Here is a 20056-nt window from a genome sequence, read left to right as displayed (position 1 = left end):
GAGATCGATTCGCCGCCGCGATGCATCATCATCTCGACGGCCTGCTCCACTGCACCGTGATACGGCTTGCGGTTGAGCCGCTCAATGGCTGGGTTCTCTGCGCTGCTCTCGGCAAGCAACTTGTTCGCATAGGTGATCGCCTGTGCGCGGTCCAACGTCCATGAGAAGAGACCGACGCCGTTCAACATCTGCTCGATGGTGAAAGGTACTCCACGATTCTGCGCAGTGCGGAGCGCCTTTTCAACCAATGCGTGCCATGGCTTGCGGTCGTCACTTGGCATTCTTCGCTCCTGTTTGGGCATCGTTAGCAATTGTTGAGGTAAGCGCAAACGAATCGCCCGTCGCGCCAATTGTGATCGCTGATAAACCACTCGAAAGTTAGCCGGTGTCGCTTGCATAACTCCGACGACACCGCCTTGCGGACCGCTTCCATGAATCCCTGAGTCGTCATGCCGTCGCCGATGAGCGTTTGCAACTTGGCAACGCGTCGATCCGTCACCTGCGCCCGTTTGAATCGCGGGCAGGCTGCATTCCAGAACTCCAGATAGGCGCTCAGCTCCCAGTGGTTTTCGTCTTGGAAGCTGGATGCGCTCTGACTTAAAGCCTCATGAAAAGTCAGTGAGTCGTCGGCGCTAGCCGACTGAGCCGTAGGCGATACGTTGTTAAGTACTATCGCCTTCGGCTCACTCGCCGCAGGCGGCGAGAGCACCCTCTCTTTATTAGGTGAGCTTGAGGGTGAGGGTGAGGGTGACAGTGAGCCTGAATTTGAGCCTGATGTCTTTGTATTTAAATCACCCTCAAGCTCAGCCTCATCCTCAAGCTCACCCTCACCCTCACCCTCAAGCTCACTCTCAACCTCATGCGGATTGACCGCGACTATGGCGGTTACCTTTGAGTAAGCCTCTGCGGCCGTAACTTCGACGCGGAAGATTTGACCCCGCATAAAAACATCAGGACGCAGTTCTTCATCGTCACGCGGAGGTGCGCCATTGGCTGCTGTCCACCATTTTTGATAGTTGGAGTTTGGCGCTATGGAAGGATCAGCAGGGTCGCTCCCCATATTCACGAAAAGAGTGACCTCTTGCCCGTCAGGGAGTTTGAAAACTACTTTGACGATCCAACGCTTGTATCGCCCACTCCACTCTGGAGCGATCACCGCTTTGACGGTGGCATCGTAAACACCCGGCTCCACGCGCGCGTACTTCGGAGTCTTCCACCGAAATTCGGCGCTGGGTGTTTTTGTTGTGCTTGGCGGTTTCGGTGATACTTTGTTGGTATCCATGTGAGGTTCCGGGGCCGTAGCGGATTCGACCGCCCGGCCCTTTTTTATTTACTTCGCGTGGTACGCAGCGGTGGACGTGGCGCCTTTGGAATATCTGGCTCCGTCGTGGCACGATCTTCGATCCAGCTATCGACCTCATGCTCCAACCAGCCAACGGCGCGAGCACCTAGACGATGTGGGGCCGGAAACTGACCCGCTGCGACCATCGTGTAGATCGATGACTTTGAATATGGGACTTTCTTTTGTACCGCGGGAAGGCGTAAGAAGCTCAAATTCGATTGTTCTGCGATCATCGGTTACACCCCGTCTTCGTGCGTCATTGGGCTACTCTAGACCAGCCCATTTTTCGCTCGAGTAAGGGTGTACGTTTTTCAGCAAAAACGCTGTTCCATATCTTCTAATAATTCTCGTTCTGTCTAAAATTGCCCGTTTCTTCTAAGTGAATTGACCCGAAACTGGTGCAAAAATAATGGGCTTGACAGGCACACCGCCAACACAGCCTCTGCGCTTGAGTCCACTGGAGCGGAGGAATCTATAGACCTCATTTTTAATATGTGTCTGTCTACGTTACAGATTATTCGAGGCGTCACGTCTTGATGCGCAGAGAAGGCACCTGCGTTTGAAAAGGGGTACCTTTTGGGGGTACTCTGTCGAATGAAAAACCTTATCTTGCTAATAGCAGTAGAGTTAGGTGGTTAGTAGTAATCCCTCCTCTTCCGCCATCTCCTTCGTAAGGTTTCGGAGTAGCGATTTGCTACGGCAGAAACTAGCGAGAATCCCCATAATTCGCCGCGGCTGGCAAGGTTGTCCATCTTCTGGCGAAGATCGTCGATAGGCTGACCGAGGACGAGGTGGCCGCGAAGGCGGATGGATTCGACGTCTCCGTGCTTAAGTGTGTCGATCTCGAATCGGGTCAAGGATTCTATCTCCTGAAACTGCGTGCTGCCCGCCGATGCGCCGGATATAAATTCTGCGGATATTTGTAACGAAGGAAAGCTCCACAGGAAGGCCGAGGCAGGATACCATTCTAGCCATCAATCGAATCGAAGGCGGATGGAGTTTCCTGGAGTGAGTGATACGGTAGTGTCATTGCGTCTTATTCGTCTCTCTGGCTTGCTGCTGAAGCATCTGGAGAGTGTTTCGCGGGCACGCGTGCTCGCAGCCGAGGTCGAAGCGCTGTTTCCGGGGTCTGCAGTGGTGGTTTACACCGTGGACGAGGCGGCGAGGACGTGGCAGGCCAAGGCCGCTGTAGGTGGGATTACGGCGAGCCGGGGCGCAATTGCGTACGAGGAGGCCGGCAGCTTGAGTGCGGTCGCCGAAGAGCGTGCAGTATTGCAGTTTGCAGCGACAGATCTGGCGCGAGAGGAGTTCGCACATTTCGATGTGCGCCAAAGCTTCAGTGCGTTGAGCTATGTTCCGATTCTGTTGAACGATCGCCTGCTGGGCTGCGTCGAGATTGTCAGCTTTGGTGAGGCCGCGACCGAGGAGGCCCTTGACGAGGCGTCCGAGATGGCGGACTTCGCGGCCATTGCTCTGGACGCGGCACAGCGGTATGAGGCAGAACGCGGTGCGGGGCTCGGTTCGGTACTGCGGTTGACGCAGCTGTACGACATTGAGCGGATCTTCAACGCGACGCTGGAGATGCGTGAGCTCCTTCCGATTATCTGCTCGAAGGTACAGGACCTGCTCGGGGCGAATGCCGTGAATCTGTGGATGGTGGATCAAAACGATCTGGTCTTAATGGAGCAGGTAGGCGAGGACGGGGCAGCACTGGGAGAACGTCGCGCTGACGGCGAAGGAATTGTGGGTGGAGTCGGAGAGACGGGCGAAGAGGTGCTCGTGCAGCAGGAAGATGAACGGTCGGTGATGGCTGCGCCCCTGCTGCATGCGGAAGCGCTCACGGGTGTGTTGGAAGTTGTGCGGGCGGGCGGGCGAGAGTTTGGGGAAGATGATCTGTTTACCCTCACGCAGGTGGCTGGATCGGCGGCACAGGCGCTCCATAACTCTTCCCTGCTCCAGGCGGAACGGAAGATCGAAGTGCTGCGGACGCTAGTAGGAGTGGGGCAGGAGATCACCTCGACGCTGAATCTACCGCGTGTGCTAGAGGCGATTGTGAATCAGCCACAGCTCGTGATTCCGTACGAACGGGCGGCAATCGCACTGGAGCAGAAAGGCCGGATTTCGGTGCAGGCAATCTCGGGAGTGACGAAGCTGGATGGATCGACGTCGGAGGTGCAGGCGCTGAATGGATTGCTGAGCTGGGTGGCCGGGGTGGGAACGGAGGTGTATGTCACGCAGCGGGGCGACGAAATCAGCGACACAAGGCCAGAGACACGCGAGAAGTTTCGGCGATACTTCGAGACCTCGGGGATGAGAAGTTTTTATGCGCTGCCGCTGGGGGACGATGAGGGACGGCTGGGCATTCTTTCGTTTGAGAGCTCGGACGCGGAATTTCTCGGAGCGCTCCACCTGGAGATCATCAAAATTCTCTCGAGCCAGGCGACGTTGGCGCTGAGAAACGCTTCTCTGTACAAAGAGGTCCCTTTCATCGGGATCCTGGAACCCCTGATTGAGAAGCGGCGCCGATTCATGGCGATTGAGCGGCGACGGCGCGGGCTGCTGTTGGGCTCGGTGGCGCTGGTGGCGTTGGCGCTGGTGCTGGTTCCGCTGCCGATGCGGGTGTCTGGGCAGGAGCAGGTGAGTCCCTCGCTGACGGAGTATGTGCATGCGGAAGAAGATAGCGTGGTGCAGCGTGCGTTTGTGCGCGAAGGCGATCACGTGGAGCCAGGAACGCCGCTATTCCAGATGGCGGACTGGGGCCAGAGGGCGACGCTCGCCGGCGCGCAGGCGAAGTATGAAACCGCGATGTCGCGGATGAATCGCGCGTTGACCGATAACGACGCGACAGCAGCCGGGCAACATCAATTGGAGGCCGAGTACGCGCGCGGTGAGGTAGCGCGGCTGAATGACAGGCTTGAGCGGACGATGTTGCGGTCGGAGATCGCGGGGGTGGTCGCGACGCCGCATGTGGAGGACCTCGTTGGGAGGAAGCTTTCGAACGGCGATCCTGTGGTGGAGCTGATGAGCACGCAAAGTGTGGTGGTGAATGTCGCGGTGCCGGAGCAGGATGTTGCTCTGGTAAGGCCGGGAGCGCAGACGGTGGTAAAGCTCGAGTCGTTTCCATCAGCGACCTTTCGCGGGCGGGTGGATACCGTAAGCCCTTCGGGGATAACAGTGGGGGATAAGCACCTGTTCTTTGCACGGGTCGCGTTGCCGAACGAAGATGGAAGGCTGCGGCCGGGAATGCAGGGCACCGGAAAGGTCCAAGTGGGTCTGCGGCCGCACGAATGGTTCGTCTGGTTGTAGCTGCTTTGGTGATCTTTGGGATGTCGGGATGCACAGCGGACCCTCCTCCGGTAGCGGCGGCGCCGGCGGAGAGGGTGCGGCCGGTGATGGCTTCGGCGCCGAGAGCGAGCGCCCCGCGTGCGATTGTGGTGACGGGTCCGGTAACCGTGGAAGAGCAGCTGGATGTGGTGGCGCTGCGGGCCGGAGTGATCGTTGCGATGCCGGTGGATGTGGACTCAGAGGTAGAAAAGAACCAGGTCATGGCGCGTCTCGATGCGCGGCAGCTCGAAGCGGATCGCGCGACGGCCGAGCATAAGGCGGAGAGCGTGGATGCCGATCTGAAGAACTGGGAGTCGGAGCTCCAGGTGAAAGAAGCCGACCTGCGCCGGGCAGAGGCCATGCACAAGGCGGGGATCAGCACACAGGAGGCATACGACCACAGTGTCTACGAAGTGACGGCGAGCAAGTACGAAGTGGAACGGCAACGCGGCGATGAGCTGAGCGCGAAGGATAATGTGCGGTCGATCGACCTCGAACTGGAGAAGACCCAAATCGTCGCGCCGTTTCGCGGCGTGGTATCTCAGCGCTATGTGCGGCAGGGACAGTACGTGACGGTGGGAGAGAAGCTGTTTCGCGTTGTGGGACGGTCCTCACTTGAGGTGCGATTTACGCTGCCCGCGAAGGATGCGCGGCTGTTGCGGCGCGGAGACGTGGTAACGGTATCGGCGACCGCAGACTTCGGCGAGAGCACTCCTGCTTCGGTGACGCACTTGAGTCCGGTGGTAGATCCCGGAAGCGGAACGATCGAGGTCGTGGCAACGGTGAAGGATCGTCTCCCCGGGTTGATTCCTGGAACGATAGCCTCGATAAGGATAGCGGGCGCGCGATGAACCTCGCCGAAGCGCTGAACGCGGCATTGCCGGAGATGCCGGTGCGACGGGTGAGCACGGGTTTTCCAAAGATGGATCCCGCAGCGGTGGTGAAGGCGAACGTCGAGGACGGCGAGCCGGTGATGGTCGTGCTGAACCGCAGCACAGACAAGATGTTTCGCTTCAACCCCACGCAGTGGAGAATCATCGAACTTTTCGATGGGGTACGAAACTACGAGGAGATCGCGGCTCTGCATGCTGAGCGGTACGGTGTGGCCTATGGCGCGGATGATCTACGCGAGTTTGCGGCCGGACTGGAGGATGCCGAACTCTGGTACCGGACGCCGCTCGAGCGCAGTGTGGCGCTGCGGCAGAAGCTGGAGAGCGGACGGCACCAGCATACGCATCGCAAGTCGAAGTGGGGTGACATCGCCCACATGCAATTTTCGGCGTGGGATCCGGACCAATACTTCAACCGAATCTATCCGTACACAAAGTGGTTGTACAGCGGGTGGTTCACAGCGCTGACCGTGACGTTGTTTGCCTGCCTGCTGCTGCTTTCGCTTGCGAACTGGCAGCAGATTCGTCTCGATACGGTGCAGTTCTACACGTTCACGCAGAAGAGCGCGTCGGACCTGGCGCAGTTCTGGCTAATCTTTCTGTTCCTCGGTTTCTTTCACGAGTCGGCGCATGGGCTCACATGCAAACATTACGGTGCCGAGGTGCACGGAATGGGCTTTCACCTCGTTTACCTGACGCCGGCGTTCTTTGTCGATGTGAGCGAGGCCTGGGTGTACGCCTCGCGATGGCAGCGGCTTGTGACGATCATCGCAGGCATATGGGTGGAGATGATCTTCTGCGCGATCGCGACGATTGTGTGGTGGGGAACGCCGCCCGGAAGTGGAGCGCATGACTTTGCGTACAAGATCATGCTTCTCACGGGAGCGGCGGTAGTGGTGGTGAACATGAATCCATTGATCAAGCTCGATGGATACTATGCGTTCTCCGAGATCATCGGGTTTTCGGATATCAAGGAGAAATCGACGGCATACCTTTCAGGACTGGCGCGCGGCCAGATATTTCGTCTGCCGGTGGAGATGGAGTATGTAACGCGGCGCCGGCGGCCCGGGTATGTAGCATACGCGCTGCTCTCGGGGATCTACAGTTATGGGCTGCTGTTCACGGTGGTGCGATTCAGCTACAACGTGTGCTCCAGGTACAGTCCGCAGTGGGGATTTGTGCCGGCGGGAATCATCGCCCTGGTGATGTTTCGCGGCCGGCTTCGAACGCTGATGCAGTTTGCGCAGACCGTATACCTGGACAAGAAGGATCGAGTGCGGGCCTGGTGGACGGGCACACGAGTAGCGATAGCTGCGTTAGCTACGCTGGTCATTCTGTTCGCCCCAGTGTTGCATGAGACAGTGACGGCGCGATTTGTGATGGAGCCGGGAGAGCGCGCCGTGGTACGCACGACCATCCCCGGGCGCGTAGTGTCGGTAATGGCTCGTGAAGGAGAGACGGTGACGGCAGGATCGCCTCTGATCGAGATGGAGAACCGCGAGGTGCGCTCGATGCGCGCGGGGGCCGGCAGCGAGTTTGCGTTGACAGGGATGAAGCGCGTGGAGGCGCAGCTCGATCATAGCGATCAGGGCGAGGTGATTGCTGAACACGCGCGTGCAGGTGTAGAACGGACGATCGCCGAGGAGGAGTCGGAGCGGCTGAGTCCGCGTGCACCGATCTCGGGCGTGGTGATGAACGCGGGTCTCAAGAACCTGGCGGGAAGCTTCCTGGATGCAGGGACGATAGTTGCGGAGATCGGCGCTACAGGGCAGATGCGGGCCCGAATCTTTGTGCTTGAATATGCGCTGCCGCGCGTGCGCGAGGAGAGCCTGTGGATCTGCTGGCGGATGGGCGGTTCGGTGTCCTGCGATCGCGAGTGATGAGCGTAGAGAGAACGCCTGAGCCTCTGGATGCCGCCCTGGATACGAATGAAAAGATTCGAGGAGTGGGAACGCTGACGTACTTTGTGGCCGATGCGATGATCGCAAACGATGGCACGCTACGTGACGGAATGACGGGAACGGCGAAGATCGTGGTGCGGCGGCAGAGCCTTGGGGGGGCCGCGGCTCGCGAGATGCGGGAGTTTGTGGAACGGAAGCTCTGGTAGGGAGCAGAGAAAAGGGCGGAGGCGAAAGCCCCCGCCCTCGTGCGCGTCGGAATGATGAAGAAAGTGCGCGTGCGGAGCAGATGCAGAGAGAACCAAAGCGGAGTTACAGACGAACAGCGTAGAACAGGATGATCTCCATCGATCCTTAGATTCTCTGGAGTTGTTTCCGTTTAGAAAATTGCGGGGCGGCTGGCGACCTTCTTCGAGAGGACCGCGCGGCTGGCGATCGTCTTCGAGAGAATCGAGCGGCTGGCAACGGTCTTCGACAGGGCGACCGGGGCAGCGGCGGCAGCCGACTTGGGTGAGGACTTCGTGGTGGTGGCGGAATTCTTCTCGGGGCTCAGGTTGCCAGTCAGCGATTTCTTCTGGATAGCCATTGTCATTCTCCTTGGAAAGTCTTCAGCTCAGCTAGAGTTTTCTAAGGCTGAGCTGTGCTTTTACTCATTGCAAGCGGCGTGCCAAAGTCGTGAAATACGAAAACACGGAGTTTTTGGAGCTTACAAGCGTCAGCCCAGGTCGAAAGATGTGTCTGGGGTGTAAATTTTCACCACACGGGGTTAATTTTTAACCCCTGACCCACTTGAACCCATCATTTGACCTGGTCTCCGTTGATGGAGTGCTTGCGACAGAGATACTTCATCTTTTCAACTGGGATATGCAGAAGCGCTGCGGCAGCAGTCTTGCCGCCCGCCCGACGCAGTGCGGCCAGAAGGTAGGCGACCTCGATGCGTGTCAGCTCGTCTTCAAGATCGAGGCCCTCCGGGGGAACGAGGATCTCGTCATAATTCGCGGTGCTCTCGTAGAGAACTTTTTCCGGAAGGTGCTTCATCGAGATGGTCTCGCCGTCAACCATGAGAGCGAGGCGCTGAGCAAGATTCTCCAGCTCGCGTACATTGCCCGGCCACGCGCTGGATTCGAGCACCTGGAGGGCTTCCGGCGAGAAATGTTTGAGCGGCAGGTTTCCCGCGATGCAGTACCTGTTGAGGTAGTGGTCCAGCAGCAGCGGGATGTCGCCTTCACGCTCGCGCAGTGGAGGAAGCGCGACCGGAATGACACAGATGCGATAGAAGAGGTCTTCGCGGAACTGACCCTGGCGGACCATCTGCTCAAGGTTGTCGTTGGTGGCGGCGAGCAGTCGAAAATTTATCTTGCGCGGAGTCTTGGCTCCGATGCGCTGAACCATCTTCTCCTGGAGCACGCGCAGCAGCTTGCTTTGGAGGACGAGCGGGAGCGACCCGATCTCGTCGAGGAAGAGAGTCCCGTTGTCGGCGAGTTCAATCTGCCCGGGATGGGTGGAGTGAGCTCCCGTGAAGGCGCCTTTTTCATGGCCGAAGAGCTCGGACTCTATCAGGGTTTCGGGGAGAGCTGCACAGTTGACGCTGATGAAGGGCTGGTCGCGGCGTGGGCTGAGATCGACGATCGCGCGTGCGGCGAGTTCCTTGCCGGTGCCACTCTCTCCGCGGAGAAGAACCGTGCTGTTGCTGGCGGCGACACGGCGAATGGTCTGGTACAGGCGCTGCATGGACTCGCTGCCGCCGATCATGTCGCAAAGTGAGTTGCGTTGCGCGAGTTCACCACGGAGTTGCATGGCTTCGAGGCGTTTGTGGTGTTGTTGCGCGGCTTCGAGGAGATGGTCGCGAAGTTCGGGAAAACCGATTGGAGCTTGTAGCATCTCGTCGGCCCCAGCCTTCTTTGTACGCGCGCGGGCATTCTTGAGGTGCGTGCGCGAGATGGCGGTGAGATAGATGTGGGGCGCAGCTGCACGGATAGATTCGATGTAGGCAAAGACATCTGCACCGGGCGAGACGATCGTGTCGAGGTCGATGACCAGGATCTCGGGTTTGTGTTCGGCGAGGCTCTGGAAGAGGGCCTCGGAGTCTGCCGCGAAACGGACGAAGAAGGCCGGGGCCAGCTCCTATCCTATTTCGGGTAGCGCGCCGTCATCGTTAGTGGCAAACAGCAATTTCAGCCCGTCTGTGGGCTCTAGTGCACGTGCACTCGATAGCAAGGGCGCCTCGATAGAAAGGATTAGGCGAATTATACGAGAGCATTCAAAATTGGGGAGTTTGGATGCTCGTTTCGTAGGTTCGCTATTTCGAACCCGATACGACGGTGACTCTTCAACGATAACGGGCTAATTAGCGCAACGATCTTGCCAATCAGTGTTAAATCGCCAATGCGTACCGACAAGTTGTCTTCTCGTCAGTTATTAATTTGCTTCGCACAAGGCTAGGAGTAAGACCGTTAAGCGAAACAAATAGATCAGCGGCGGGTTATCGATACAAGCGATCATCGATGTCCATAAATGAAGAGGTGGGAAGAACGAAGTCAGTGCTGGAGATCACCTCAACCCTCCCAAATTACCGATTTAAATTCCCTGATACCGAGGAATTAATTCCCTGTTTTGTGCACCGACCATAAAGTTTCGATAAGGGGTAAATCGCTCTTATTCAAGGGAACGCGAGCCGCCGTGGGCTAATAACTTCAGGACAAATCCTCGAAACTCCCTGTATTTTTCCCTGTTAACGGGAATTCGGTCGGAGCGCGGTTCGCCTAAGACTGCATCCACCGCAATTTTGCCTGCGTGGTCTCGGAGGAGCGATTGGCTGCCGCAGAAACTAGCGAAAATCCGCACAAAATTGAGTTTCCTTTCGCTGATTTCAATCTCAAGAGAGATTGTTGGTCGAAGCCTCTGGCCTGTGCGGGTGGATTTCTCCAAGTCAGCCGGCTGGAGAGAATCCCGGGCACTTGGGAATGTGTTTGCCAAGCGCGTCTACAAAACGTGATGAATCTGTGCAAAGTCTTGGTGTTATCGCCGTGAAAGCGGGTATCGGTGTATTTGCAAGATTTGCCTCGATTGGTGCAAACGTATAAATCATCATGTGAGACGCGGTTATGGGCCAATTTTCACCCTGCACTGGTTTGCACGAACTTTCGGCCATTTGGCAGTCACTTCGTCACCAGAGAGTCACCGCACTTCCCGCATTTGTGACACCAAAAACGGCCGACAACGAGGATTGGCCGTTCAATCCAAGAAGCAGCCACCAAATTTCCCTTCACTTGCGATAATTCGTATTGATTCGGAAATTCGACTATCTCACCCCGCCGTAGCCGCGCTACGATGATTGCTGCAAGTTCCGGGGGCACGATCTTCGTAAAGTCATTCTCAAAGGTCCGACATTCACAGCCCACCATTTATGGGTCTCGTTCTCAGTCGCGGCAATGAATGTCACTGTTTCAAGGTGCCCTTGGAAATCACCCGCCGGTAGCAGGTGGGGGCGGCGACGAGTTTATAAACGGGTGGCATAGTTACCTCACAATAACGTTCAAGATCATTCGTGCCAGGGAACACAGTCTAAGATGACGGATTTGAGACGTGGGGAGGACTCCCCTATGTTCTCGTCCCGAGCCAAACGGACAGCGGCGATTATGGAGGCGGCTATTATGAGCGTAGAAGCGAACCGGTCCCTCAACTGACCTTGCTTCTCCTCATACGCGATTGCTCGTTTCATCTCTCCCATGTCCACAGCATAGGCGAAACAAAGGCGAAAATCAGCCCGCAAGTTGTAATGGTCTATGGAAGAGAATTGGCTAGGGGTAGATCTATGTGCGGAAGATACGAGCGCCGGGAATACACAGAAACTGCCGAGGCGTTCCATGCTCGCCGGCGATCTTCAGTATCTCAATAGACTCGCAAAATTAGATCATCCAGAGGCATAGCCGTTCTGTTGGCCAAGGTATTGCTCTCGTAACTTGCTGCTCTAGAATGGTTGCAATGCCAATCGACATCCGTCCAATCACCGATTTACAGGTGCTGAAAATCCTTAACACGACTGAGGGGCATTTCGCGGACCTAAAGTCTAAGGATATTCAACCAGCGAAGCTAACGCAAACGATGGCTGCTTTTGCCAATGCTGACGGAGGCGAACTATATGTCGGCGTCGATGAGATAAAAACAGAAGGTCGTCGTTATGGATGCATCCATAAATGGTGATCGGAACTCGATTCCTCTTAGGGACAATTTGGGAAGCTGCTTTCTCCGCGTAATGTTTTAGGGGGTTTGGTGCGTTGGCTTCGGCCCTCTCAGTTGTTCCCAACTCCAAGGTGAAAATCGTCGTATCCGGAAATTGTAAAGACCACTATCTCGCGTGCCGAGACTTTTCCCGGCTAACTGTCCTATCGTAGAGCGTGTACAGGTCCATGCTGGTTTCATCGTTGAACGCCTCACTTCATAGAGCCTTTTATGGGATACTCCTGCGCTACATACCTCTTCATCTCTTCGATGTGTTCTGCCGCTCTTAGATATCGCAGGAAGTAACCAAACATTCCCGCTAAGAGAAATCCAAGCAGCACGATGGTTCTGAATACAACTCGTGGTCGTACTGTGGAGCGTCGAAGTTCAAAAAAGCTCACTATCAGCGTATAGAGAAACAGAAATTTCAGTGCGCTGAACACCATGCGGCGTTCCTGTTTCTTCCTACGCATAATGCAGAGACTTCACGGGCTGAGCGTCCTTGTGCTGCACTTCCGCGTCGGCGACCGCTTCGTCAATCAGTTGCGATATATCTTCGAAGTTGACCATGCCATACCGCATATCCAGATACTTGTCTCTGTCCTCCTGTGACAAGTGCTGGGCTTCCTGTTAAGACCCGGCAGCCTTTATGGTTGCTTCCTTCTGTTGATCAATAAACTCGGCTCGGGTCTGCCATAGGCACTGAATCCAAGTCCTGAACCGCCAGCGTCACATGATTGATTGCGTTGACCACGGATATCATTAGACGCCTTATCTCACCTTCAGAAACATGGACAATGAATCTTAGACACAAGATCAGGGCTCCAGTAGCGCGGAAGTGGGGGAGCGAGTGAGTGCGGGAATGTTCAGGGAGGCATTCACGATAGCTTCGAGTAAAGGCGCGGAAATGCCGAGACTCAGTTTCTTGGAGTCATCGACATCGGCGAGGTAAGTGAGAGTCAGAATTCCATTGTCGGCGGTGTTTTCGCCAAAGGAAAGCATGCCGTTGACTTGGACATCATCACGGGGCTTCTCGCCTTAGACCGCCATTTACCAAGCAATTTTATCCGGAAAGAATTCCGCAAATAAGTCATCGTAATAAGGCTTGAGTTGCTTGAAGTCCGGCTTGATATGCCCCTTGGAATAGAGATCATATGGGTTGAACTTCAGAACCCAGGGCAACATCGCGCGGTCTTGCTCGTTGCACAGATAGTCGTAGGCGCTGTGCCGATGCCAAGCATAGAACGAGTGATACCGCAGCATGTACACGCTCTCCAAGGGCAGGTAATTTTTCATGACCTGATAGATGTAGCCATCGTGTCCGAAGGACATCGTCACTTTGTCCAAGCCACAGTTTTCTTCGTAGATGCCCAATTTTTTCTGGTAATGCGGGTTTTGAGAGTCGGGGTTGGCTTGGAAATATTCTGGAAAAACGACTGCGTCAGAATAAGCGCAGCCTGTTGGGAAGGTATCCCCGACCACTCCCCACTGGGGTTCGCCGTAGAGGCAAAGACATTTGCCGAGATCATGCACGAATCCTGTTGCCACCATCCAGCGCGGATGGCCATCTCTCCGAATCGCCTCTGAGGTTTGGAGCAGATGTTCGAGTTGCGTCAAATCGGTGTCGGGGTCGCTGTCATCGACCAATGTGTTTAGGAATTCGGCTGCTTCCCAAATGCTCTTTTCGCCACGCGTAAGCGAGAAGTATTGATGTTCTTTATCCAACGCGTAAGCGTGAGTTTGATAGGTGTGGTTTAGGCGGTAGAATTCGGCGACACCGGGATCGGCTTCTGCGTCATATTGGCGAAACTCTGTTTCAGATTTACCTTCCTTATATCGTCCTTCAAGGAACTCCTCCCATTCATCCATATCGGGGGATAATGGGTTTTTGTGAAGCTCGGAGATTTGCGGTGTTGAGCTCATATGGCGCTCCTCTTGGCGATCTGCCTACAAAGTTACCGCTAACTATAGCCAAAATAGAGATTGTCTGGCAAGATATTTTTGCAACGAGCTGCCTCTGCAGCCGGGAGAGGTATCGATTCCTGGCGGTTGTCGGTCGGAAAGGTGAAATGCAATGACAAAGCGGTTGAACACCGGGACTGCAAATGAACGGGGGCGCAGAATTTTTGTTCAACCCTCCGATGGACAATGAAGCTGGTGAGCTATGGCCGCGTACTGCTCGATAAATCCGATTCGAAGATTTGTTTCTCGAATGATGGCCAAGAAACCGGACTGATCTGCCTACGGGGTACATGTGTCGTATCTGTGGATGGTGATTCTTTCACAATGAAGCGAAACGATGCTTTGTATGTCCCTAAGGGATTGCTGATGTCCATCCACACGGAACAGACGGTCGATTTGCTGGAATGTTCTGCGCCGGTGGACGGCCTCTACCCCCTGCAGTTTGTTGCAGCTGAAAATGTGGAGGGCGATGAAAAGCTTCATTTCGTTGTCGGGATCGACGGCGCACGCCGCGAAATCAGTATCTTGTTGGGCAGCAATATTCAGGCTGGCAGGCTCATCGTCGGTATTACGCGGTCTCTGCCCGGTAACTGGACTAGCTGGCCACCACACGAACACGCCGCAATGCTTGAAGAAATTTATGTATATGTTGATATGCCATCACCAGCATTCGGATGCAACTTGTTTATACAGATGAGATCAGCCCAGCACAGATTGAGGTTGTTCGCGAAGGTGACGCGATACTGTTGCCTGCTGGCTACCATCCCAATGTCTCGATGCCAGGGTCGTGCTTGAATTTTGTATGGATCATGGCGGCACACCGCGAAGTCGTGGATCGTCAGTGAGGTGTTGTGAAATGTGACCCCTGTTTCGTGTGAGTTGTCAGTGGTAAATGTAAGTTCTGGCCCCCTTCGCTTACTTTCCGGTCCGGGGCTAGGATGTGATCATGGTGATCTTCGGCACAGCGGGGCAAGGACTTAAGCAATTCATTGAACTCGGTACTGCCTTCTTACTTTCTGCATTGATCGGACTCGAGCGCGAAGTTCGCCGCAAGAGTGCTGGACTCCGAACTTACACTGTTGTCGGCACCACCGCAGCTCTCTTTCTGCTTGTCTCCAAGTATGGCCTCACGGACGTACTTACTCCTGGTGTGGTCGTCCTCGACCCCTCTCGTGTCGCAGCCCAGATCGTCACAGGCATCGGCTTCATCGGAGCTGGGCTGATCTTCGTAAGAGAAGATCGAGTCAACGGCCTCACCACCGCCGCTACCATCTGGCTCGTCACCGGGGTGGGCATGGCCTGTGGCGCGGGTCTTCTCCTCCTCGCAGCTGCGGTCACTGCGGCCTATTTTGTGATAGCTTTTCTCTTCCAAGCTCATACGACTCCTCCCAGGATCACCCGTCTCCACGGAGCAAGACAACGACATTACCCACGACTAGCGTAAGAGGAACCCACCTGCATCTAGAAATTCACGAAGTCTTCAGAGCAACGGAAGATCGACACAGCATTTGGCCCCGTGCTCAACTGACATATCAAAGAAAATCTGACCGCCGTTACGGTCGACGATCAACTTTGCGATCGAAAGCCCGCGCCCAGATCCACTGTACTTTGAAGTGTTAGGCGAGTTGCTCGTAAAGAATCGCTCAAAGACCTGAGTAACTTCTCCAGTTGCAACTCCGGGTCCGCTATCGTGAACACAGACCCTTTGAAAGACGCGGCCATCGGTGTCATGGCGCGAAAAACCAATATGAATCGTTGACTGATCGGGAGAAAAACTTGACTGCATTATGCAGCACGTTCAAAAGCGCCACACGGACCAGACTGCGATCTGCAAACAGAAGCGTGGCCCCACTGTCATCACGGTCGTGCCGTACAGTAATGTGCCGCTCTCGAGTAGTACCTTTAAGAGGGCAAGAATTTCATCAATAAGTTCAATCAGAGAGAACGACGTGTTCGTACCGTCGGACCGTGTCGTCTCGGCGCGTGCCAGCAAAAGGCGCGTGCCAGCAAAAGAAGTCCGTCGATCGTTTGATTGAGACGGGTTGTTTCCTCAAGCATGCTGCCAATTGACTCTCGATAACCAGACTCATTGCGGCTTTCTTGTAAAGCGACCTCTCCTGTGGCACGGAGAGACGATAGGGGAGTGCGGAGCTCGTGCGCCGCATCGGCAGTAAATCGCTGTAGCTGAACGAAAGCCTGCTCCAGACGTTCCAGAAGATGGTTGAGCACCTTTGCCATATGGCCCAACTCGTCATGTGGGTGTTCAACTACGATTCGATCATTCAGATTACTTGCCGTAATCGACTCGGCTCGGGCGGCCATCAGATCAAGGGGCAACAGCGCTCTTTTCGCGATTCGGTAGCCCGCGAAACCGGCCAAGATCAACCCGATAGGTGCCGCTACTAAAAGGAGGAAGAAGAACCGCAGCATGCGGTCTTGTAGTGGCGCCATACTGTAGCCAAGTCTGATTAGAAAAAGCATTCTTCGGGAGCCGGAACAGTGACATTCACTCGCCCCGCGAATATTCGTACCCGGCTGGCCATCTGGTTTGTCGCGATTTGGCCAGCATACCTTTTCCGGTCAAGCTCCTGCACACAATCCGCGGGGTAGGATTCAGATGTCTGGAAGGAAGTATCACGATTCACCCCCATCGATAACGTAATCGATGTTCAGATGAAGCGCCTCCGCAGAAAAATCGACGATCCTTGCGCAGATTTGCGCTAACTCTCTTACGCTTCGTGTTCTGATTCTGACCTCACATAACTCTATTGATGATCGCGTTACAGGTTTGAACGCCGGAGCTGATGACTATCTGGGTAAACCCTCCGCGCTCCAAACCCACTACGAGAGAGTCCGCCGTCTTCCGGTCGTCTTCGACGATCAGGATTTCGGCCGAGTTTAGGCTTCTCTTGCACAGCAGTCTCCATACTGATGATTTCTTACGATTGCCGTGAGGGCAAGGGGATGGGTTGTGATGTGAGGAAAATGTAAGTCGGGCGTAAGGGGCTTCCATGGTCCACTCTGTCTGTCGCCGGTACCACCGGCATGCGGAGTGAAGATGAAGCCAATCTTGTTTACAGTAGTCGTCGCGTTTTCGGCACAGCTCGCTGTGGCGCAGGCCCCAACAACTCTATTGTCGCCCAGAACAACCCTCCCAATCAGCTTTGATCGAGGCATTGATTCAAAGCATGTTCACGTCGGCGATGCGATCTCAGCAAAGACGACTCAGCCAGTTCATCTGTCCAATGGGCAGGCTATCCCTTGTTCGCTCTCGCACGTCATAGCCCGGATATAGTTCTCTAACGAAAGGCGGCAGAACTTTGAGGATCGAAACATACGACTTGGATCGAGGCTAAACATCCGGCTCTACGTTTTACAGAAGGGATCTACCAGTCAATATCCTTCTCCACGTCTAGTGATAAGTCTGCTTGGATGCAACGCACTCTCTTCGATCTTTTGGCGGAGACGTAGCACGTATACGTCCACAACCCGACGATCCTCGATCTCCCAAGGAATCCAGACGTTTTCGAGTAGTCGATCACGACTCAGAACCTGCCCCGGGTAGTCCATGAAGTACGAGAGCAAGTTGAACTCGGTGAGGCTAAGTTTCTTTCGATCATTACCGACGGAGACTTCCATGAGCCCTCCATAAAGAGAAAGTGACCCGAAAGATCTAATGTCCTCTTCGACTGCGAAGCTTGTGTCTGCACGAAGAACCGCCTGAAGACGGGCCAGAAGTTCTCGGGGCGAGATAGGCTTGGCTAGGAAGTCGTCAGCACCAAGCTCAAGGGCACTGACCCTATCGTCTACGGTCGCAGCCTCCGACAGAATGACCCTTCGAAATGGTTGAGTGTTCTTCAAGTCCGCGAGTTTACATAGCAAAGCTCTCGTCTGCTGTCTCCAAGAATCAATCTCCAGTAGAAGCAGTGCTGGCTTGAATTCCAGTAGCGATTTCGCTAATTGTGGCGGGTCCGAGACGAATCCAAGGTCAAAGGTTCCGTTGCCTAGGGCTTCAGTGATGACTGGGGAATCACCACCTCGACCGGGCAGAACCATGATCCGCTTGCGCGCCTTGAAACAATCATTATTTTGCATGGATAGATTTGCGTACATTTTCAATTATGGAATGTAATAGCGGAAACTGGTGTAGACGAAGTTGTTGGTAGCTTTAGGTGCGCCGCCGACTCCCGTCCATCCATTACGAGCCAGATAGCTGTATGCCGCGCCGTATTGGAGTTTGCCTGCCGGACCACTGTAGATGCGATACACCCAACCTGCCGAATATTGTGAGATGTCTCTAGTTGCTCCAAGGCACGGACTCGCTCCGGGAGCGTAGCCAGTCCCAGCTGTCGGTAGTGCTTCGGTCCCGCAGCCAACATTGTTTCCGTTCGTAGGAGCGTAACCTACGAGCGTTCCGGTACCACTGACATAGAAGGTCCGCTGAACGTACTCTGAACCTGCGTATCCGAAGATATCGAGCCTTTTGTTCGGATGAAACTCAAGGGACAGAAGCCCTTGGGCGTTGCGCAACGGAACAAAAGTACCGTTCGGATGAACCGTTACATCCGGCAGCAGAGCGACTCCATAGCGGCCTGTTCCATCACCCGCTAGCACGTGCAGCCCCACGTCAACCTTGGTAGTGACTGGGAATCGAGCGTTTGCGACGAAACCGCCGCCGACCACTGTATCGTTCTGAGCTCCCGCTGCCGCCATTGCGATGGGATAATAACGATCGCGGAAGAAGCGTACGACACCTCCAATTTCGTAATGACCGTAAGGTAGGTGTAGGTCACCCCGGCAGCGTTGATCTCTGCGGATGTCTCGCTCAGTTGCGCTTCGTTGAGTTCCACGATGCTGCCTAGGCCTGCCTGGTATCTGGCCTGAGCCAATTCGCAGTGACTCTTTGCTCCGTGCTACCAGACGAGTCGAGACGTCGAGACTTCTATATGCCTCCATCGCCTGCGACCAATCGTTCTGGACCTGTTCGTTCACTTCCAGCTTCACTTCTTCCACGTCGCGTGTGCGGGCATCGGACTCAAGTTCTGCTTCGGTACGACGTGCTGCGAAAAGACCACCATTAAAAACTGGAATACTTAGATTGAATCCGGCTGCCGCGTGGTTTCCCTGCAACGTGCGGTCGTGGAATGGAATCTGCCCCGCAGCACCAAGCGCGTTCAGTGTGGGGTAACTGAGCCGCCGCTCTGATTCGGCGAAGCGGGATGCCGCATCTTGTTGAGAGATGGCTGCATTCAAATCTGCACGCTGCAAGTCGGCTTGAGCCAAGAACGATGATGGTTCCAGCGGAAGCTGAGATGGAAGTTGTTCTGCGACGAGTGTTGTCGTGACAGGTTTCAGCTGGCCCATGGCAGTGGGGAGGCGAGTGCGTTGTTGCTGCACGGAGCTTTCGGCCCGAACCACAGCCAGCTCCGCTTCACTCTCAAGAATGCTTGCGAAGCTAACGTCGAGCGTTGAGCGCAGTTGACTTCCAGCGAGTGCGCTAATTTGGCGGACAATCAACTGACGGTTTCCTTGAGCTTCCCTTGCAGCGTGGAGCACCTCCTCCGCGCCCATAACCTGAAGTAGGCGCTGCGGACACTCAGAGCGCTCGTTCTGCCGAAGTCGGTCACTAGCTGAACGAGATTTCCACCATAAGCGGACCTGTCTGAGATCGAAGAGGGGGTCAGCGCTCCTGCGGCGGTTGATGTTCCTGTGTCTGCGACGGCGACACCGGTTGCATTGAAGCCAATCGTGGGGAAAAGCCCTGAACGCGGCTCGCGAACTCTTTGCCCTGCAGTGCTATGAGCCCATAGCTTCGGTGAGCGGCGTCGGGAGATCAGTGTCAAGGTTGAATGTTCTCCGGTCTTTCCAGTACCTATGAGGGCACAATCGGCAAACCCGTACAGTCCACATGCCGACGCAGAGAACAAACCCATCGACTCCTCGGTGTCGCTTGCGTCACAACTGTCAGGACTGTTACCAGATGCTGAGATCAGGTGCGCGTAGATGCCGCCACGCTTCTGATACCCCACGATGTCTCCATCCTGCGACATCACGCCCTTCTGGGATGGCGTCACCAAGTCTCCGCCAATTTGAGTCACCGTGCCGAGTTGGTCTTCGTCACTGGGCTTCGGCGTTCTCGCTGCCCACGCAGTTAGTGGATCGGCGAGAGCGCGAACGTATACGTTCAATGGCAGGTTTTTACCCTGATCGTCGATGGAGTCAAAGTGGATTGCTAGTACGCCCTGCCGTTGCTTGGCATACGGAGTTGCATCAAAGACGAAAGCGCTCGCGGTCGTTACATGCCCCGTGACTCTGGTCCCCGGAGGTATCACGTTCGCCGCGTGAAGAAAAGAACCTGTCTTGCACAGAAGCCCGCCCGCACATCTTGTTCTTTACGAAGCTCGACTGAGGAATTTTCT

General features: G+C 55.3%; 24 protein-coding genes and 1 pseudogene. 10 read left to right on the top strand and 15 right to left on the bottom strand.

Annotated elements, in window-relative coordinates:
- The 4 genes from HDF14_RS13360 to HDF14_RS13345 all read right to left on the bottom strand — a co-directional run.
- Positions 1-281, bottom strand: a 281-nt coding sequence (locus tag HDF14_RS13360) for a hypothetical protein (RefSeq protein WP_183977416.1), incomplete at its 3' end; no start/stop codon positions are given.
- Between the two features lie 23 nt (positions 282-304).
- Positions 305-1282: a hypothetical protein gene (locus HDF14_RS13355; RefSeq protein WP_183977414.1), complete on the bottom strand. Its 978-nt coding sequence runs from the start codon at positions 1280-1282 to the stop codon at positions 305-307.
- 44 nt (positions 1283-1326) lie between these two features.
- Entirely contained in the window at positions 1327-1575 is a 249-nt protein-coding gene (locus tag HDF14_RS13350) for a helix-turn-helix transcriptional regulator (RefSeq protein ID WP_221304673.1), read from the bottom strand.
- Between the two features lie 402 nt (positions 1576-1977).
- The gene (locus HDF14_RS13345; RefSeq protein WP_183977411.1) at positions 1978-2199 is read right to left on the bottom strand and encodes a hypothetical protein; all 222 of its coding nucleotides are present in this window, start codon (positions 2197-2199) and stop codon (positions 1978-1980) included.
- A 151-nt stretch (positions 2200-2350) separates the two neighbouring features.
- Between HDF14_RS13345 and HDF14_RS13340 the strand changes: the two genes are divergently transcribed.
- The 4 genes from HDF14_RS13340 to HDF14_RS13325 are packed head-to-tail and all read left to right on the top strand — an operon-like array spanning position 2351 to position 7663.
- Positions 2351-4648: an efflux RND transporter periplasmic adaptor subunit gene (locus HDF14_RS13340; RefSeq protein WP_183977409.1), complete on the top strand. Its 2298-nt coding sequence runs from the start codon at positions 2351-2353 to the stop codon at positions 4646-4648.
- A complete protein-coding gene (locus tag HDF14_RS13335) occupies positions 4630-5517 on the top strand; it encodes an efflux RND transporter periplasmic adaptor subunit (protein WP_183977407.1) in 888 nt (295 codons plus the stop codon). The genes HDF14_RS13340 and HDF14_RS13335 overlap by 19 nt, the downstream gene beginning before the upstream one ends.
- The gene (locus HDF14_RS13330) at positions 5514-7436 is read left to right on the top strand and encodes a PqqD family peptide modification chaperone (RefSeq protein ID WP_183977405.1); all 1923 of its coding nucleotides are present in this window, start codon (positions 5514-5516) and stop codon (positions 7434-7436) included. Before HDF14_RS13335 ends, HDF14_RS13330 begins: the two co-directional genes overlap by 4 nt.
- Positions 7436-7663 (top strand): hypothetical protein, encoded by a 228-nt coding sequence (locus HDF14_RS13325; protein WP_183977397.1) that lies wholly within the window; start codon positions 7436-7438, stop codon positions 7661-7663. The genes HDF14_RS13330 and HDF14_RS13325 overlap by 1 nt, the downstream gene beginning before the upstream one ends.
- A gap of 170 nt (positions 7664-7833) precedes the next feature.
- Here the strand turns inward: HDF14_RS13325 and HDF14_RS13320 are convergent, their stop codons facing one another.
- Positions 7834-8040 (bottom strand): hypothetical protein, encoded by a 207-nt coding sequence (locus HDF14_RS13320; RefSeq protein ID WP_183977395.1) that lies wholly within the window; start codon positions 8038-8040, stop codon positions 7834-7836.
- A gap of 212 nt (positions 8041-8252) precedes the next feature.
- Entirely contained in the window at positions 8253-9335 is a 1083-nt protein-coding gene (locus HDF14_RS13315) for a sigma-54 interaction domain-containing protein (RefSeq protein ID WP_183977393.1), read from the bottom strand.
- A 2103-nt stretch (positions 9336-11438) separates the two neighbouring features.
- Between HDF14_RS13315 and HDF14_RS13310 the strand changes: the two genes are divergently transcribed.
- Positions 11439-11657 (top strand): helix-turn-helix domain-containing protein, encoded by a 219-nt coding sequence (locus HDF14_RS13310; RefSeq protein WP_183977392.1) that lies wholly within the window; start codon positions 11439-11441, stop codon positions 11655-11657.
- 230 nt (positions 11658-11887) lie between these two features.
- On the opposite strand, the gene HDF14_RS13305 is transcribed toward HDF14_RS13310, so the two are convergent.
- From HDF14_RS13305 to HDF14_RS13290, 4 genes are all read right to left on the bottom strand, one after another.
- Positions 11888-12148, bottom strand: a complete 261-nt coding sequence (locus HDF14_RS13305; protein WP_183977390.1) for a hypothetical protein — start codon at positions 12146-12148, stop codon at positions 11888-11890.
- Positions 12141-12290 (bottom strand): hypothetical protein, encoded by a 150-nt coding sequence (locus HDF14_RS13300; RefSeq protein WP_183977388.1) that lies wholly within the window; start codon positions 12288-12290, stop codon positions 12141-12143. Before HDF14_RS13300 ends, HDF14_RS13305 begins: the two co-directional genes overlap by 8 nt.
- Before the next feature lie 201 nt (positions 12291-12491).
- Positions 12492-12677 carry a hypothetical protein gene (locus HDF14_RS13295; RefSeq protein ID WP_183977386.1) on the bottom strand — a complete coding sequence of 62 codons (186 nt, stop codon included), beginning with the start codon at positions 12675-12677 and terminating at the stop codon, positions 12492-12494.
- Between the two features lie 48 nt (positions 12678-12725).
- The gene (locus tag HDF14_RS13290; RefSeq protein WP_183977384.1) at positions 12726-13598 is read right to left on the bottom strand and encodes an inositol oxygenase family protein; all 873 of its coding nucleotides are present in this window, start codon (positions 13596-13598) and stop codon (positions 12726-12728) included.
- A gap of 225 nt (positions 13599-13823) precedes the next feature.
- Between HDF14_RS13290 and HDF14_RS13285 the strand changes: the two are divergent.
- From HDF14_RS13285 to HDF14_RS13280, 3 genes and pseudogenes are all read left to right on the top strand, one after another.
- Positions 13824-14261: pseudogene (locus HDF14_RS13285) on the top strand (5-deoxy-glucuronate isomerase); the annotation flags it as partial.
- 50 nt (positions 14262-14311) lie between these two features.
- Positions 14312-14482, top strand: coding sequence for a 5-deoxy-glucuronate isomerase (locus HDF14_RS27560; RefSeq protein WP_406707215.1), 171 nt, complete (start codon positions 14312-14314; stop codon positions 14480-14482).
- A 101-nt stretch (positions 14483-14583) separates the two neighbouring features.
- Positions 14584-15081, top strand: coding sequence for an MgtC/SapB family protein (locus tag HDF14_RS13280; RefSeq protein ID WP_183977382.1), 498 nt, complete (start codon positions 14584-14586; stop codon positions 15079-15081).
- Between the two features lie 36 nt (positions 15082-15117).
- On the opposite strand, the gene HDF14_RS26625 is transcribed toward HDF14_RS13280, so the two are convergent.
- Both HDF14_RS26625 and HDF14_RS26620 read right to left on the bottom strand, forming a co-directional pair.
- A complete protein-coding gene (locus HDF14_RS26625) occupies positions 15118-15423 on the bottom strand; it encodes a sensor histidine kinase (protein ID WP_260698230.1) in 306 nt (101 codons plus the stop codon).
- A gap of 149 nt (positions 15424-15572) precedes the next feature.
- The gene (locus HDF14_RS26620; protein ID WP_260698229.1) at positions 15573-16088 is read right to left on the bottom strand and encodes a histidine kinase dimerization/phospho-acceptor domain-containing protein; all 516 of its coding nucleotides are present in this window, start codon (positions 16086-16088) and stop codon (positions 15573-15575) included.
- 250 nt (positions 16089-16338) lie between these two features.
- On the opposite strand from HDF14_RS26620, the gene HDF14_RS13270 reads away from it, so the two are divergent.
- Together HDF14_RS13270 and HDF14_RS13265 are read left to right on the top strand one after the other, a co-directional pair.
- The gene (locus tag HDF14_RS13270) at positions 16339-16539 is read left to right on the top strand and encodes a response regulator (RefSeq protein ID WP_183977505.1); all 201 of its coding nucleotides are present in this window, start codon (positions 16339-16341) and stop codon (positions 16537-16539) included.
- Between the two features lie 156 nt (positions 16540-16695).
- A complete protein-coding gene (locus HDF14_RS13265; RefSeq protein WP_183977380.1) occupies positions 16696-16932 on the top strand; it encodes a hypothetical protein in 237 nt (78 codons plus the stop codon).
- Between the two features lie 98 nt (positions 16933-17030).
- Here HDF14_RS13265 and HDF14_RS13260 read toward each other — a convergent pair whose 3' ends face one another.
- The 3 genes from HDF14_RS13260 to HDF14_RS26610 all read right to left on the bottom strand — a co-directional run bounded on the left by HDF14_RS13260 (position 17031) and on the right by HDF14_RS26610 (position 19969).
- Positions 17031-17693 carry a response regulator transcription factor gene (locus tag HDF14_RS13260; protein WP_183977378.1) on the bottom strand — a complete coding sequence of 221 codons (663 nt, stop codon included), beginning with the start codon at positions 17691-17693 and terminating at the stop codon, positions 17031-17033.
- Positions 17694-17756: 63 nt separating this feature from the next.
- Positions 17757-19154: a TolC family protein gene (locus HDF14_RS26615; protein ID WP_260698228.1), complete on the bottom strand. Its 1398-nt coding sequence runs from the start codon at positions 19152-19154 to the stop codon at positions 17757-17759.
- Positions 19151-19969 (bottom strand): hypothetical protein, encoded by an 819-nt coding sequence (locus HDF14_RS26610; RefSeq protein WP_260698227.1) that lies wholly within the window; start codon positions 19967-19969, stop codon positions 19151-19153. Before HDF14_RS26610 ends, HDF14_RS26615 begins: the two co-directional genes overlap by 4 nt.
- Positions 19970-20056: the final 87 nt, after the last annotated feature.

Origin of the sequence: Tunturiibacter gelidiferens (assembly GCF_014201335.1) — a bacterium.
Taxonomy (GTDB): domain Bacteria; phylum Acidobacteriota; class Terriglobia; order Terriglobales; family Acidobacteriaceae; genus Edaphobacter; species Edaphobacter lichenicola_E.
This window is presented reverse-complemented; position numbering and strand designations above follow the sequence as displayed.